Source organism: Nitrosopumilus sp. S6 (assembly GCF_054515815.1).
Map to the genome: position 1 here is coordinate 1 of NZ_JBTNRI010000014.1, position 14137 is coordinate 14137.

Annotated in this window: 17 protein-coding genes and 2 tRNA genes; 12 read left to right on the top strand and 7 right to left on the bottom strand. The window is 33.8% G+C overall.

Going from position 1 to position 14137, the window contains the following annotated elements:
- Window positions 1–77: 77 nt before the first annotated feature.
- The 3 genes from ACX12B_RS08435 to ACX12B_RS08445 are packed head-to-tail and all read left to right on the top strand — an operon-like array spanning window position 78 to window position 3500.
- Window positions 78–389, top strand: a complete 312-nt coding sequence (locus tag ACX12B_RS08435) for a hypothetical protein (protein WP_459353571.1) — start codon at window positions 78–80, stop codon at window positions 387–389.
- A gap of 36 nt (window positions 390–425) precedes the next feature.
- Window positions 426–1373 carry a 4Fe-4S dicluster domain-containing protein gene (locus tag ACX12B_RS08440; protein WP_459353572.1) on the top strand — a complete coding sequence of 316 codons (948 nt, stop codon included), beginning with the start codon at window positions 426–428 and terminating at the stop codon, window positions 1371–1373.
- Window positions 1374–1427: 54 nt separating this feature from the next.
- Window positions 1428–3500 carry a cellulose synthase family protein gene (locus ACX12B_RS08445; protein ID WP_459353573.1) on the top strand — a complete coding sequence of 691 codons (2073 nt, stop codon included), beginning with the start codon at window positions 1428–1430 and terminating at the stop codon, window positions 3498–3500.
- Here the strand turns inward: ACX12B_RS08445 and ACX12B_RS08450 are convergent.
- Window positions 3497–5014, bottom strand: a complete 1518-nt coding sequence (locus ACX12B_RS08450) for a chemotaxis protein (RefSeq protein WP_459353574.1) — start codon at window positions 5012–5014, stop codon at window positions 3497–3499. The genes ACX12B_RS08445 and ACX12B_RS08450 overlap by 4 nt on opposite strands.
- A gap of 432 nt (window positions 5015–5446) precedes the next feature.
- Here ACX12B_RS08450 and ACX12B_RS08455 point away from each other — a divergent pair, with 432 nt between their 5' ends.
- Together ACX12B_RS08455 and ACX12B_RS08460 are read left to right on the top strand one after the other, a co-directional pair.
- The gene (locus ACX12B_RS08455; RefSeq protein ID WP_459353575.1) at window positions 5447–6772 is read left to right on the top strand and encodes a cation:proton antiporter domain-containing protein; all 1326 of its coding nucleotides are present in this window, start codon (window positions 5447–5449) and stop codon (window positions 6770–6772) included.
- Window positions 6765–7193: a hypothetical protein gene (locus ACX12B_RS08460; protein WP_459353576.1), complete on the top strand. Its 429-nt coding sequence runs from the start codon at window positions 6765–6767 to the stop codon at window positions 7191–7193. The genes ACX12B_RS08455 and ACX12B_RS08460 overlap by 8 nt, the downstream gene beginning before the upstream one ends.
- Before the next feature lies 1 nt (window position 7194).
- Here the strand turns inward: ACX12B_RS08460 and ACX12B_RS08465 are convergent.
- A tRNA-Gly gene (locus ACX12B_RS08465) sits at window positions 7195–7271 on the bottom strand.
- Between the two features lie 63 nt (window positions 7272–7334).
- Between ACX12B_RS08465 and ACX12B_RS08470 the strand changes: the two genes are divergently transcribed.
- Entirely contained in the window at window positions 7335–7598 is a 264-nt protein-coding gene (locus tag ACX12B_RS08470; protein ID WP_459353577.1) for a hypothetical protein, read from the top strand.
- On the opposite strand, the gene ACX12B_RS08475 is transcribed toward ACX12B_RS08470, so the two are convergent.
- Entirely contained in the window at window positions 7590–8099 is a 510-nt protein-coding gene (locus ACX12B_RS08475; RefSeq protein WP_459353578.1) for a 50S ribosomal protein L16, read from the bottom strand. The two genes, ACX12B_RS08470 and ACX12B_RS08475, sit on opposite strands and share 9 nt — an antisense overlap.
- 98 nt (window positions 8100–8197) lie before the next feature.
- Between ACX12B_RS08475 and endA the strand changes: the two genes are divergently transcribed.
- Complete coding sequence (gene endA / locus ACX12B_RS08480) at window positions 8198–8761, top strand: tRNA-intron lyase (protein WP_459353579.1); 564 nt, start codon at window positions 8198–8200, stop codon at window positions 8759–8761.
- On the opposite strand, the gene ACX12B_RS08485 is transcribed toward endA, so the two are convergent.
- Both ACX12B_RS08485 and ACX12B_RS08490 read right to left on the bottom strand, forming a co-directional pair.
- Window positions 8751–9407, bottom strand: a complete 657-nt coding sequence (locus ACX12B_RS08485; protein ID WP_459353580.1) for a DNA repair helicase — start codon at window positions 9405–9407, stop codon at window positions 8751–8753. The genes endA and ACX12B_RS08485 overlap by 11 nt on opposite strands.
- A gap of 54 nt (window positions 9408–9461) precedes the next feature.
- Window positions 9462–9536 (bottom strand) — tRNA-Glu (locus ACX12B_RS08490).
- A 111-nt stretch (window positions 9537–9647) separates the two neighbouring features.
- On the opposite strand from ACX12B_RS08490, the gene ACX12B_RS08495 reads away from it, so the two are divergent.
- Both ACX12B_RS08495 and ACX12B_RS08500 read left to right on the top strand, forming a co-directional pair.
- Window positions 9648–10529: a hypothetical protein gene (locus ACX12B_RS08495; RefSeq protein WP_459353581.1), complete on the top strand. Its 882-nt coding sequence runs from the start codon at window positions 9648–9650 to the stop codon at window positions 10527–10529.
- 53 nt (window positions 10530–10582) lie between these two features.
- On the top strand, window positions 10583–10726 hold the full coding sequence (locus tag ACX12B_RS08500) for a hypothetical protein (protein ID WP_185736653.1): 144 nt from the start codon (window positions 10583–10585) through the stop codon (window positions 10724–10726).
- 35 nt (window positions 10727–10761) lie between these two features.
- Here ACX12B_RS08500 and ACX12B_RS08505 read toward each other — a convergent pair whose 3' ends face one another.
- Window positions 10762–10929, bottom strand: a complete 168-nt coding sequence (locus ACX12B_RS08505) for a hypothetical protein (protein ID WP_459353582.1) — start codon at window positions 10927–10929, stop codon at window positions 10762–10764.
- Window positions 10930–11051: 122 nt separating this feature from the next.
- Between ACX12B_RS08505 and ACX12B_RS08510 the strand changes: the two genes are divergently transcribed.
- Window positions 11052–12479 (top strand): peptidase, encoded by a 1428-nt coding sequence (locus ACX12B_RS08510; protein ID WP_459353583.1) that lies wholly within the window; start codon window positions 11052–11054, stop codon window positions 12477–12479.
- Window positions 12480–12525: 46 nt separating this feature from the next.
- Complete coding sequence (locus tag ACX12B_RS08515) at window positions 12526–12885, top strand: tetratricopeptide repeat protein (protein ID WP_459353584.1); 360 nt, start codon at window positions 12526–12528, stop codon at window positions 12883–12885.
- Between the two features lies 1 nt (window position 12886).
- On the opposite strand, the gene ACX12B_RS08520 is transcribed toward ACX12B_RS08515, so the two are convergent.
- Window positions 12887–13363, bottom strand: a complete 477-nt coding sequence (locus ACX12B_RS08520; protein ID WP_459353585.1) for a hypothetical protein — start codon at window positions 13361–13363, stop codon at window positions 12887–12889.
- A gap of 82 nt (window positions 13364–13445) precedes the next feature.
- On the opposite strand from ACX12B_RS08520, the gene ACX12B_RS08525 reads away from it, so the two are divergent.
- The gene (locus ACX12B_RS08525; protein WP_459353586.1) at window positions 13446–14087 is read left to right on the top strand and encodes a hypothetical protein; all 642 of its coding nucleotides are present in this window, start codon (window positions 13446–13448) and stop codon (window positions 14085–14087) included.
- The last annotated feature ends 50 nt before the right edge of the window (window positions 14088–14137 follow it).

The following is a 14137-nucleotide window of genomic DNA, read 5'->3' on the forward strand; positions in this document are numbered from 1 at the left end:
TTATCCAAAGGTCCGAAACTATGATGGTTCTTGGACTGAATGGGGAAACATGATAGGAAACCCTGTGGAAAAATAAATTGTTACTAGACCTCCCTATTTTAAAAAAGGGATCTTTTTATTTTATCAAAGAATCTGATGATGATCTTGTTATGGAAGATAAGACAAAACGAGGACTTACTGTTAAGGAAACATCTATTGATGAAAAACTTGATGTCAAGGCTGACAAGGGCATGATCCATGATATGGATGGGATTGGTCATTGGGTTCCAATAAGATGGTATTTTCCAAAGGATTCATACGATCTCGCTTCAGTCACAATCCATGCTGAAGCAATGGAAAAAAAATACACAGAATTGCGAGAACTTACATGTCCTGATGACAATGACTGATAACCTTTTTAAATAAATTCAATTGATGAATCTCAGATGTCTTTACTTCTCAAAGATCGAGTTTGGTCAATGGAAGCCCCTACTGCAAAACGTGGTGTTTATCCATTACACGGATTCAAACTTGGATTGTATAGATTACCAATTAACCTGGAAGATCCTAATGAGATAAAGTCAGTTCATGATGGTCTCAAAAAAGCATTTGAGATGGACCAGTATGCTGATAGAGTATTTGCAACATATCGTTGGACTGAAAAAAATATGGATGATCCTGATGCAAAAGGATACGAAGAAGTTGAATTATCAGTTACAGTTGAAATTGTTACTGGCGAAGTTGTAGATATTATTTATCAGATTTTTCCAATTGAAAAATTTGGTGATCCTAACTGGGTCAAAGATTACAGAAAGAAAGCAGACCATTTTGCAAAAATGGTAATTGATACTATTTTACGTAATACTATCTTAGCAGACAAGATGATTTCTTATTTTGTAAAAACAGAAAAAATATCTGAAGTTGCAGCTATTCAAAAACTCGAGGATCTTACTCCATTAGCAAAAATTGTTCTTGGTGCAAAACCAAAACCAGTTGAGGCTACTGAAGAAGAAGCAGAAGAAGATGAAGGTGATATTGAAATTCCCGATGGTGCAAAGCCTGGACCAATTGATGTTGAGTTCAAACAAAAGATGAAAGCATCTACTCCTTATGAAGCCCCTGAACACACAATCAAGACTTGGGGTAGAAAAGGCACGAGTAATGGAATTATGGGTGTTTGGGGAGAATTTGTATCAGTAGATTATGATATTTGTGTAGCAGATGGTGGATGTATTGAAGCATGCCCTGTAGGTGTGTATGAATGGTTTGACACTCCAGGAAATCCTGCATCTGAAAAGAAACCACTAATGTCAAAAGAACCTGATTGTATATTTTGTCTTGCATGTGAAGGTGTTTGTCCTCCACAAGCAATCAAGATATTCGAACAAAAATAATGAAAATTCATTGCAAGTATAAATAGCGAACAGTGATTCTGGAAAATTAGGGATATGGCATTCAATCCTTTCACTGCATTTGTTTTTGATCTTTTTATTCTATCTGCTATTATAATTACTGCATATACTTGCAATTTCTATTATCTTGCATTCTTATCAAGAAAAAGAAAAGATGTTTTGGAAACTGCTGATTTGGGAACTCCCTCAATTACAATTCAATTACCAATATACAATGAAAAGTATGTTGCAAAGAGATTAGTTGATTCTGTATGCAATTTGGATTATCCTCATGATAAAATGAGAATAATGGTGTTGGATGATTCAGATGATGATACAGTAGACCTTTTGGCCGATACCGTTAATGATTACAAAAAGAAAGGTTTCCAAATTGAACATGTAAGACGTGGAACTCGAAAGGGGTACAAGGCTGGCGCTCTAAAACATGCAATGCTATCAACTGATACAGAACTTGTAGCCATCTTCGATGCTGATTTTATTCCCCCCACATGGTTCCTAAAACGTGCCATTCCTCATTTTGCAAATTCAAACATTGGACTTGTACAATGTCGTTGGGGTCATGTCAATGAAAATTATTCTGCAATAACCCAAGCCCAAGCACTAAGCCTTGACTTTCATTTTCTAATTGAGCAAAAGGCAAAGAGTAACTCTCATCTTTTCATGAACTTTAATGGTACTGCTGGAATCTGGAAACGTGATTGTATTGAAGATGCAGGAGGATGGCACACTGCAACTTTAGTTGAAGATCTTGATCTTAGTTACAGAGCGCAAATGAAAGGATGGAAATGTGTATTCTTACCTGATATTGTAGTTGATGCAGAATTACCTGTACAGATGAATGCTGCAAAAAGACAACAATTCCGTTGGGCTAAAGGCTCTATCCAATGTGCAGTAAAATTACTTACTGATATTGTAATCAAACGAAAAATTGCAATTGAAGCAAAGATTCAGGCTTTCATTCAACTTACTCGTCACATTGTTTATCCCTTAATGTTAATCCAATTTTTGGCATTGCCAATTTTGTTGGCAGGACAAGTTAATCTCTATGTGATTAGCTTTCTTCCTGCAATAACAATTGCAACATATCTTGCAATGGGCCCTGGTGCGTACATCATGATTATTCAAAGTATGTATCACAAATCATGGAAGTCAAAAGCCAAAATACTTCCTGCATTATTGGTCTATAATGCTGGAATGTCTGTAAATAATACTGTTGCAGTATTTGATGCAATCCTCGGAAAAAAGAATGAATTTCTTAGAACTCCAAAATATGGTGTTCTAAAAACAAAAGATGATTGGAAAGATAATGCTTACAATTTACCCTTCTCTCAAGTAACACTCCTTGAAATTTTCTTTGGCGTTTATGGTATGTTGGGAATCTTTGTTTCAATATTTTCAAACAATCCAATCTTTGTTCCGATAATTGCACTGCAGACTGTTGGATTCTTCTATATTGCCTATCTGAGCCTATCTCATACTCGATTTAAAAGAAATAAATCAAGTGTTAACCGTGTAATGACCAAGAACGAAAAGATGGCAAATAGAGTTTACAAACTTTCCATGGTTGGAATTATTGGAATAATTATTTTTGGAGGATTTATGGCAATTTATGGATATAGTGTTGATATCTATCCACTTGATAGAATTCGTGGTAATCTAGATGGTATAATTGGTTCGTCTGATCCTGCTGATATCCGTGCGCATTTGATGGCTATTCAGGCTGATATGGATGGAATTATGGCAAATGGCCTAATCCCTGAGAAAACTAATGCTGATGGTGAACTAATTTCTAAAAATCCTGTTTGGCTATTTTCCACAGAATCTACTAACTTTGTTAGAATTCAAGACAATTTAGACACTATGCTTGCAAGTGTTGATAAAATTTCTACCGTTCCAAAAGATAGTTCTGCATATCATACCGGAATGATGGATGTAAGTGATAGAGCTCTTCTAATCAAAACCAACATTATGGATGCAACTCCCTACATGTATGTCAGTGTTGCAAATCTAATGTTTACAACAGTTTGGATTGCTGCTCTACTGGGAATCTTTGCAGCTCTAAAAAAGAAGAAAGAACAACTCAAAGAAGCTGACGAAGCTGGAATCTAAGTAATATTTAGATCCTTTCTAATCTCATCAACTGCTCTAATTCCATAAATATCTCTTATTTGTTGAATTCTTACTGCTTCTTTTAACAAGTCTCGTCCAATAGCATTTGTTAAAATCGAATAGACATCACTAAATCGAATTTCCCACTTGTCTGCACAATCCAAAATCTTACTTACTGCCCATTGTCTTACTTCGTGTGGTAATGGAATTTTTTCACCGGATTCTATTGAAATTCTATCAAATAGATTTACAATGTCTGCAGTTTGAGATGCCATCTTTTCAAGATCTTTTGCTTCACCATATTTTGATTCAGCATTCATTCTAATGTTTGATTGATATTCTGACAGTTTCAATAATGCCATCATCTCTTTTGATGAATCATCTGAAGCTTTGTTTGTGACACTTCTAACTGATTGCATCTCTTCAAATAATTTTTCAGTCTTTTTATGAAATTCTGCAGTAGATGCATCTTGTCTTTTTAGCATATCTGATGCTGAAGAGATCTTTTGTTCAATACTGTTTGTTTTATCAAAGACATTTTGTTTGAATTCTGAGAGGTCCTCTTGAACTGATTTGAGTCCTTCACCTACAAAGGCAGTTGAATCTGCTCTGTGAGATAGTGTTCCTATCTCTGTCTCAATTTTGTCAATCTTACCTGCTAGTTCTTTTATTGATTCTAGGCTTAAATTATCTACTGAACTTGCCTTTGTGGCAACAGTCTCAAACTGTTGTTTTAAGCCCTCAATTACACCTCCAAGTGAATCAATCTTTGATGCTTTAGACGAAATTGCATCAATAGTTACTTTGATTGCATCTAATTCTGAATTAAGATTGGAATTATCAGAAACTCCTTCAGTTATTTTTGAGAGTTCTTGTTTGAGACTTTCAATTATCTGGGCACCTGTCTCAAGTTTTGCAGTTTTTCCTGAAATCTCTTCAATACTATTTTTTAGCTTGTCCATTTCTGAACCGATTTCTAAAAAGGAATCCGTTTTTCCTGAAACTTTTCTCAGATCATCTCTTACTTCATCAATTCTTTGTGCAATCTTGATGATCATTTGTGAATTATTTCTAATAGAATTCATACTTTCTTCTATTTGTTGAGTAATCTCCTGAGGTTTTGCTAATTTTTGTTCCTCTGAAATCCTGTTAATTTCTTCTTGTAATTTTGCTGTTTGATTATTTATTTTAGTTACTAGATTTGATTGTGTTCTAACTTGATTTAGTCCTGCATAGAGTTTTTGTGTGTCGTCTTCAATTATGTTAAGCTGTTTTGATTGTTTTTGAATATGTTCTAATGCTGATGTTAATGAATCAATCATTCCTTTCATAGAAACTAGAACCTTTTGATTTTCTCCAAAAATCTTTGACATTACTTTGATCTCTTTTTGTAATGCTTTGTTAGAGTCTGAAACTGATGCTACTTTTTTTAGTAAAACTGAAGGACTTGGCTCTTTTTTTACAACTTTTTTTGCTTTAGTAGTAGGTTTCCTCTTTGTAGTTTTTGTAGCCATCTAAATTGAATTAAAAATTTAATGATAAAAAAGTTAGGTCTAAAATAAAAAATGTAAAGAGTTACTTGTTTACCACTTCTGGTTCATGAAGTAACTCGTGAAAGGTCTTTTCAGCCAAACCATTCGCTGTTTCGATAAAACCTCTTGTACAATATTCACATTGAATCATATAGTACGGTATGGTACCGTACTATTAATAACAAGGTAATGACAACGTAACCAATTATGCAGTCAGATACCCCAGGTCATATCTCTACATCTTATTCAGTTGACCTAATCATCACTCTGCATTTTGACAATGATTACTTAGAATAAAGAGATTAACATTTTGAAATTTTTTCGAGCCTGTAGTTAATTATTCACCGTTTTTACAATTTCATTTCTGAATTTTCAATTCGTAATCATTTTTAAACAAATTTGTTAAGTGATAACATGCAAAACATCCCACTCCAACTGAACCCTAGTGGGATTCAAAGCTCAATTAACAATACTGTTTCTAGTTTAATTGAACAAGTTACTCCTGAACTTCCTCACACATCATTTGTTACTGATTTGGCATTTATCATGATTATTGGTGCTGTTGTCACTCTTGCCTTTTTCAAAATTAAGCAACCATTAATCATTGGATATCTTTTTGCAGGAATGCTAATTGGACCATTGTCTCCATTTTGGTCTTGGGTGTTACCTGAAGGTGGCCCGTCTGCTGATGTTTTAGAAGGTGTTGGAATTTTATCTGACATTTCTGCACTAAATCTTTTTGCTGAGATTGGTGTGATTTTACTATTATTTGTAATTGGAATTGAATTTCCATATGCAAAAATTAAAAGTATTGGACGAGTTGCAGTTGGAGTTGGAACAATTGGGTTATTCTCCACATTGGGTGTAGTATTTTACACTGCTACTGCTCTGGGTCTAGAATTTATGGATGCATTGTTTATTTCTGCAGCATTATCCATTTCCAGTACTGCAATAATTGTTAAAATTTTAGAAGACATGGGAAAGATCAAAAAAGAATCATCGATTCTTGTATTGGGTATTTTGATAGTTGAAGACGTCATCGCAGTTATTCTAATTTCATCATTGCAGTCAATTGCATTGGTTGGAAGTGTTTCTATTGAATCAATAATTGTAGTTGTTCTAGTTGCAACAGGATTAATTGTTGGAACATTTACCGTTGGAACTCGTGTAATTCCACCTCTAATTGATAGAGTTGCTGCTGCAGAACACCGTGAAATTTTACTCCTTAGTGTTCTTGGTGTTTGCTTTGGTTATGCCTTGTTTGCAAATATTGTTGGATTGTCAGTTGCAATTGGTGCCTTTTTGGCAGGTGTTTTGGTAGCAGAATCAAAATCTGCTGAAGTTGCAAAACTTCTTTCTAGCCCAATTAAAGACATGTTTGTTGCAATCTTCTTTATCTCAGTTGGTGCATTGATGGATGTATCTCAACTTGGAGATTACATCTGGATAGCTATAGCGTTGATTGCAGTTGCCACTGGTATGAAATTTGGAGGAAATATGCTTGGAAATATTTTATTCAGACAAAAACGTGGTAAAGCGCTTCGTTCAGCATTTACTTTGGGTGCCCCCAGAGGAGAATTCTCAATTGTAATTGTAAAAGCTGGTGTAGATATTGGAGCAGTCAGTGCATTCTTGTTCCCTCTAATTGGTATAATCTCAATTATCACTGCATTTCTTTCTCCCTTCATGGTAAAAGCTGGAGATAAAATAATTCCCAAATTAGAAAAAGATAATGTCTGATGAATTAAAACGAATGCTAGAACAAGTTCACACTGGCATCACTACCTTTGATTTTGAAGGAAAAGAAACTCCTTGTATAGTAATTGATGCGACAAAATACGGAACTATTAGAGCAAAAATTGAGGGACAACCATTCTCAGTAAACACTGATTTGAATATTTTACAAGATGGATTGGGAAATGTTTTTGTTGAAGTTGTTTTAACTTTTTCAATTGGAAATATATCTGAAAAATTTCTTATTAATGCAAAGACTGATCTGAAATTTTTTGAAACGCTTGCCAACACTTCAATGCTTGTACTAAATTCCCCTGAATCTCAATATGGTACAGACAATGTCATTGCAATTCAACTACCTCGACCTGAAAAAGCTCATGATGCTCTAGAGATAATAAAATCTGCTCTAATTCCTAAAAATCAATAGATGGTGCAGTTACCGGGATTTGAACCCGGGTCACGTACTTGGCAAGCACGAGTACTAACCAGACTGTACTATAACTGCAACAAACCTAGAGGCTGAATTTGGATATTAAACTGTTTTTAACTATTTTAATGAAGAATCATTATGGATGAAATTCTTCTAAAAAAGATTGAAGAAAAAATTCAAGAAACAATTTCAAATAAAGATGAAATTAAACAATTAATTTCCATGTTGTCAAATATTGATAATTCTAAATCTTTTGCCTTAGGAATTGTAGTTGGAAGACTCTACAATGCATTTTATTATCAATCAAAACGAATTTTGAATAGAGATCCAACAAAAACTGAATTTGAAGAATTTTTAGAATATGTTCAAACCAAGAAATCTGAATTAGAAAATCTATGGTGATGGTTTGTTCCAGTCGAAAACTTTGATTGTTGGTGTTCCTGGTAATTTCACACATGCACTTTTGAGTGCTTTCTTTGCTGCTGTCAAATGAGCGTCACCATTAACGTAGAGCTCCATAATGCATTGACCTTCTTTTACTCTTGCCCCCAAACTGGTTGCTTTACCCCACGCTCTTCTCATTCCTTCTGAAATTCTATCTGCACCTGCAGTTGCAATTTGTTTATTTTCTCTTAACATGTTATGTGGATAAATTCTAAGTCTGGAATAATATCCTGACTCACCAGTTGTTTTTTCTAGTGTTTTGTTTGCTGCCAATCTTGTTGATTCAATTGCCATGTGTCTTAATTGCATTTTTTCATTAATGCATAATTGTACACAGTACTGATAAGTTCCTCTTTTACCACCTTGAAATTTTGCAATTTTGATTTGTGGCTTACCTTTGATGTACTTTCTTCTAGTAAATACTTGACCATTTCCTTCTCTGTAATTGGCACCATGCATGATATGATAACGCCTGAATGCCCATATTTTAACGGTTAGAAGACATTCATTCGTATTTTCCAATGCTTATATGGAAATCATTTGGTTTTCTTTTCATCGTGGAAGACACCCCTTTAGTTAGAGGCACATTGGTATCAGATCAAGCCTGTATTGTTGATAAGAACATGATTCATGAACTTGAACTAAAGGGATATGGAGAAATTGAAAAAGAAAAACTATTCCTAAAACAATTTGAGACTCTGTATCTTTTGTATACAAACAAACTAGTACTAAAGAAAGGCAAAAAACAAATCGATTTTGATTTTTTCATGAATACTTGTCAAAAGACTGATTCAGAAATTCTAACTAAATTTTTGATCTATCGTGATCTAAGAAATAGAGGCTATGTTGTAAAAGATGGGTTTGGATTTGGTTCTGATTTTAGAGTATATGAAAGAGGACACTTTGGTGAAAAGGGGGCAAAGTTTTTGATATTTGGTCTAAATGAAGGCCAACAAGAAAAGATGGGAAATTTACAAAAAAAGATTCAAGAGATTACTCAAATGGGAAAAGAACCAATAATTGCAGTTATTGAACGTCGTGGTGAAGTAATCTATTACAAAATCAATAAAATGAACTTTTATGAAAATAAGGCAAGACTAGAAGAATCCTTTAATCTTTGAAAATCCAATCTGAAGAATATTTTAGTAGATTTCTTTCTTCAGCATACATAAAATCGTAAACTTCCAAATGTTTTGTTTTATTTTCCCACAACTCCTCAAAATCTTTCATCTTTCTTACCACTCTTGATTTATCATTCCAGGATGTAAATACGTCAACTGATTCAAAGTCTCTTGTTTGGGTAGAAAATGACTCACTTGATGTTCCTGTAAATGCAACTGCATCATCCTTTCCATCTCTAAATATCCCAATTCTTTCTGAAAAAGAATCTGCTACTTGTTCAGAATTTGGAATTGCAATCTTTAACTCAATTTGACCTTCGTTGACGATATTTTGTAATTTTTGTATCTTTGTATCTTTGATAAACTTCCCCTCAAATGATTTTGTATATTTTTCAGAGAAGAGTTTTTTAAATAAAGTAAGGTCACCTGTTCTAAATCTGTGTCCTGTAACCATTCTCAACTTTGCCTTTCCTACTGCAAAGTTATCAAAGGCCATAGCAATAGTAGCCAATGTTTGAATTGATAAAAAATCTACACATCTATCATATTCAATACAATGTCCAAGACAGGGAAAGAAAAATTCTGCTACAATATCATCTGTGTCCGAACGATATTCTTCTTTTAGTTCTATGTCTCTTAATCCCACTAGTATCATCTAATGAATTTGTTATTTAAAGAAACAATTTTAAAAATTAAAAAGTGCTCCCACCGGGATTTGAACCCGGGTCACAGCCTTGAGAGGGCTGTATGCTTAACCGGACTACACTATAGGAGCTTAATCCAAAACAACTCTTGTCTCAATTTAAAGGAAAGGTTTTGACTTTACATGAATTTGTTAAACTTTGTGAGTTAGGTCATTTATAGAAAATCTATAATATTGTTTTACATGGATTTGCAAAAAATTCCTGAGAAACTAGATTTATCTGATTTTCCTATAGGTTTGGGTGGATGTAGGGTTTCTGAAAATTTTTTTGATTCTTGTGGATATGATGTTGTTATATTTGATGATGAAGATAAACCTGACAAAATTATCTCAATTGATGAAGAAATATTTGTTCTTCGTCATGGAACTTTCTCTGAAACAAACTCAAAGAGACTTTTACAGTATAACGATCTTCAAATTATTCAAGATGCTTCCTGGGAACTTCGAATGTTTTTATCAAAAATTAAAGAAAAACGTTCCTCCTTGTTTGCTGATTTTGCAAAAAACTCTTTGATCGAATCAATGTTTTGCTGTCAAAAGACAAAAGAGTCAATTGATAACTCTGATGATTTTGCTCCTTGTTGGCAAAAATGTGCATCTTTTTATCTGGCTGATGCAATCACTTCTCTCAATAACAAAAGATTTGGCCCAACACACATGCTTGATTCTTTGAGAAAATTTGAAAAATCTCCAATTAATGAACACATCTCAGTTGTTACACAAACAGTTGGAATAGAGCGAGCAACTCCTGTTTTACTTGAACGTATGGTAAAATCTACTATGGGTTTTTCTGATATGGTTGAAAAAAATAATCATTCTCAAATTATCTCTCAAAAACATGAATATTTTGTAAAAAATTCAATGATTTCTGACTGTTATTTCTATCTTGGATATACCAATAAAGAAAATTTCATAAAAGTGAAAAACAATCTGAGCAGGAATCCTGATCTAATCCACGTGTTAAAAACAGCATTTGACATTGAGGCTGACTCTAATGTTTTATTACAACAGGCTGACTTGATTCAAAATTCTTGTAATACTTTACTTGCCGCACGTTCAGAATAATAGTTCTATATTCTTGCACTAACCTTTTAAAATAAGTACGATTATGGTTTGTCATGACAGATCAAGCATGTGGATGCGAAGCTGATAGCGGCGATCCAGAATATGCATGTGATTGTGCAATGCAAGGTCACTGCATCTGTAGTGCAGACTGCAAATGTAATACTGACGTTTGTAAAGAAGCTACTAAAGACATGTAATTGGATTATTCCAATTTTTTCTTTTCTTTTTAAAATTATTCGTCGTCGTCTTCAAATCCCCAAGATTTTACTAACTCTTTTTGGAATTTGTCGTTTTGTTTTGAATCTAGTGCATATCCACAATTTTTGTGTGTTGGAACAACATTCATTCCGTCTAACTTGAATTCTACTTCAAACAAGTGAACTTTTGAGCATTCACACATACCTAATCACTCTCTAAATTTTCCTCTATATTTGCTTATTTGAAGCAAGTTGAATAACGTTTAACTATCTCTTTTAACAATTTTTTTTAGATTTGAATAAACTGCTAATTCTTCCAATTCTCATGACGATATTATTAGGAACATTAATGATTCCTTCGGCATTTGCTCAAATCCAATCTGGCGGTGTAGATAAACCTGGAACGTGGTATGTTGGTGAAGGTCTGAAACAAGGTGATTATTTTTCTTATAATATGTGTCATGTGGACTACAAAGAATGTGCTCAATTTGGTCTTGACATGTGGATTAAAGGTGACAAACAAGTTGGAAGTGAAACTAAATGGTTAGCTGAAGTTGTTGTATATGATGGCAACAAGATTATTGTTGGTGAAATGGAATTGGGTAAGATTGCTCCTGAACCAACTGGTGGAAGTCCAGAACTAGGTGTGTATAGAGGCGCATTCAAATCTTCAGTTGCATGGTTATCTGCATTTGCAACTTCTGATGGTAGTTCTGGTGGTAAAGGTCCAAAAGCATTCAGTGCTACTTCTTGGGGAAAGATTGGAAACATTGGTGGAGAACAAGTACTTCCTCAAAAGATTGAAACAATCACCGTAAAGTCTGGCACTTGGGAAACTGTTCAAATTGGATGGAAAACTGGTGGATACCACAGTAAAGTTTGGATTGTTGATGAATTCCCATTCCCTGTTAAAGCACATACTTTGACTCATGTATCAGAAGGAATTCCTCCAGCTGAATACAAATTTGAATTATTAAAATATCAAGAGAATGTATCAACTAGCCCATTTTCTGGAATTGTTTCTACTATTGACACTTTTTCAGCACAAGGATGTGATACTAACTTTGAAAGGGATACTCAAGTAAAGAAAGCCACCAAAAATTTTGCCTATCAAGTACATGTGTTTTATGGACCTGAAGACCCAGTAGAAGGATGTGAAATGGAATGGCTTATCAAATTTATCAGTAAATTTGATGATACTGAATTTTTAAACCAAGTCCAATTTGATGTTCTAGTTGTAGATGACAATTTGACTCCTCTAAGATCAATTGCCCAAGAAGAAGGTAGACAATATCTCTATTCTCCATCTGGTCAGTACATTTTAGATATGATAGTAAAAGAAAAACCTGGCACTGCAAACTATGTTGTTTGGATTTATGGTTTAGCACCTGAAGGAATTGCCCCCTCATCAGCTACTGATTATGTGAAAATACCTGTGAAAATTTTCGCTGGTGAAGCAAGTGTCCCTGTGAATCCCTCTACACAAATTCCTGAATGGATTAAGAATAATGCTGGATGGTGGGCAGATGGTGCAATTGACGATAACTCCTTTGTTCAAGGAATTCAATTCTTAATCAAAGAAGGAATAATGCAAATTCCTCCAACTGCACAAGGTACTGGTTCTTCTAATGAAATTCCCTCTTGGATTAAGAATAATGCTGGATGGTGGGCAGATGGTGCAATTGACGATAACTCCTTTGTTCAAGGAATTCAATTCTTAATCAAAGAAGGAATTATGAGTATATCTTCATAATTATCTACATTCAAATTGTGAATCACTGAAAAGTCTTTGAAGAAAAATGGTTGGTCTTTTCAAACATCCTAAACGAAAAATAAAAAAATTGTTAACACAAGGAAAATATGAAGATGCAATCCAACTAGGAAAAAGTTTAGAATCTGAATATTCTGATGATCATGATTTTATGTTCATTATGGGTAGTGTCTACTTTTTAGTTGATGAACCAAAAAAGGCTCTGCCATATTTTGAAAAAGCATTCCAACTCAATCAAACTGATATTGAAATGCTTAGACTCAAAACTAACGTTCACTTGGCATTGGAACAAAAATCTGAAGCCATTGACTGTTGTGAACATATTCTAAAAGTTGATCCAAAAAATCATGAGGCTCATGATTTACTTGATCAACTTGAAAGATTATAGATTATTTCTTTTTCATCTGATATGCATTTTCCATTAACCAATTACAAAATGCTGTAACTTTGTCATCAAATTCTGTCCAAATATGGACTGAGTGAGGCAAAATATCTATTTTCCAATTTTCTCCAAATACTCTGACCCCCTCCTTATTTTCATACATGTATGCATCTTCAGTTTGAACATCTCCGAGGAACTCTCTTGCCTTTTCTTTGATTTGTTCTCTTTCTATTGGAAATCGTTTTCTTTCATAATCTACAATCAAACTCAAATCTCTTTTTCCATACATCTCAAATTCCTCAATTCTTCCCTCTTTTGGAAAATTTACGACAAGTTTAATGTTGTATTTTCTACCTACCTCTTTTCCAATATCTACAATTCTTGTGTATCCCATTGCAGGATTTTTCTTTAAGAGAAATCTAATCTGCGCTAGATCTTTTTTTAATGCATTTTGAAGATCCAAAATTAATTCTGAAAATATCATGATTATTTTGAAAAGAAATTCCTATTATAATCATTAATTTTCTTCCAGATTGGTTTTTTTAGAACTTTGATTGGCTTAGAATATGGCAATGCCAACTGATGATTCTATGCGAATTGATGATGAGTCAGAGAGAACGACTGATGTAAATTCTTATCAAAGAACATGCATGGATTTCATTGAAGATATTTCTCATGATTATGAGGCTTGGGTTGACTATTACAAATTGCCTGAAGATGAAGATAAGAAAAGAAGAGACGAAATTCGTGCAACCATAACTAAAACCAATACTTGGATTGCAAAAGTAGCAACATCAATTCCTGCAATTGATGTTGTAATGAATGACGGAATACAAAAGATGGCAGAAGCTACTGCTGGAAAACCACTTCAAATTGGTGTATTTGTAAACAAAACTCCAAGCTACACTGAAGCAAAACCTGGAGTAATTGATGTCAATGTAAAGGCAAGTGGGCGAGAAGGAAGAAAAGTAAGATTGGGATATCACTTCAAAGATGACCGATTCAGAATAGAATCTACGTGCGGGGCATACTTGGATGAAACAGACCTTCCGCAAAAAGATTTTGATCTTATGGATATTCATCTAAAATTACATGCAGAAAATGCAAAACAACGAGATGTTATTTCATTTACAGTTACCATTTATGAAATTGAAAATGATGTTGAAATGGAAAAAAGAGGTCTTAGTACTATTATTCACATAGTTTGATTTAATTCAGAATTAAATCATCTTGTACTTTCTTTAAGTATTCAATTTAC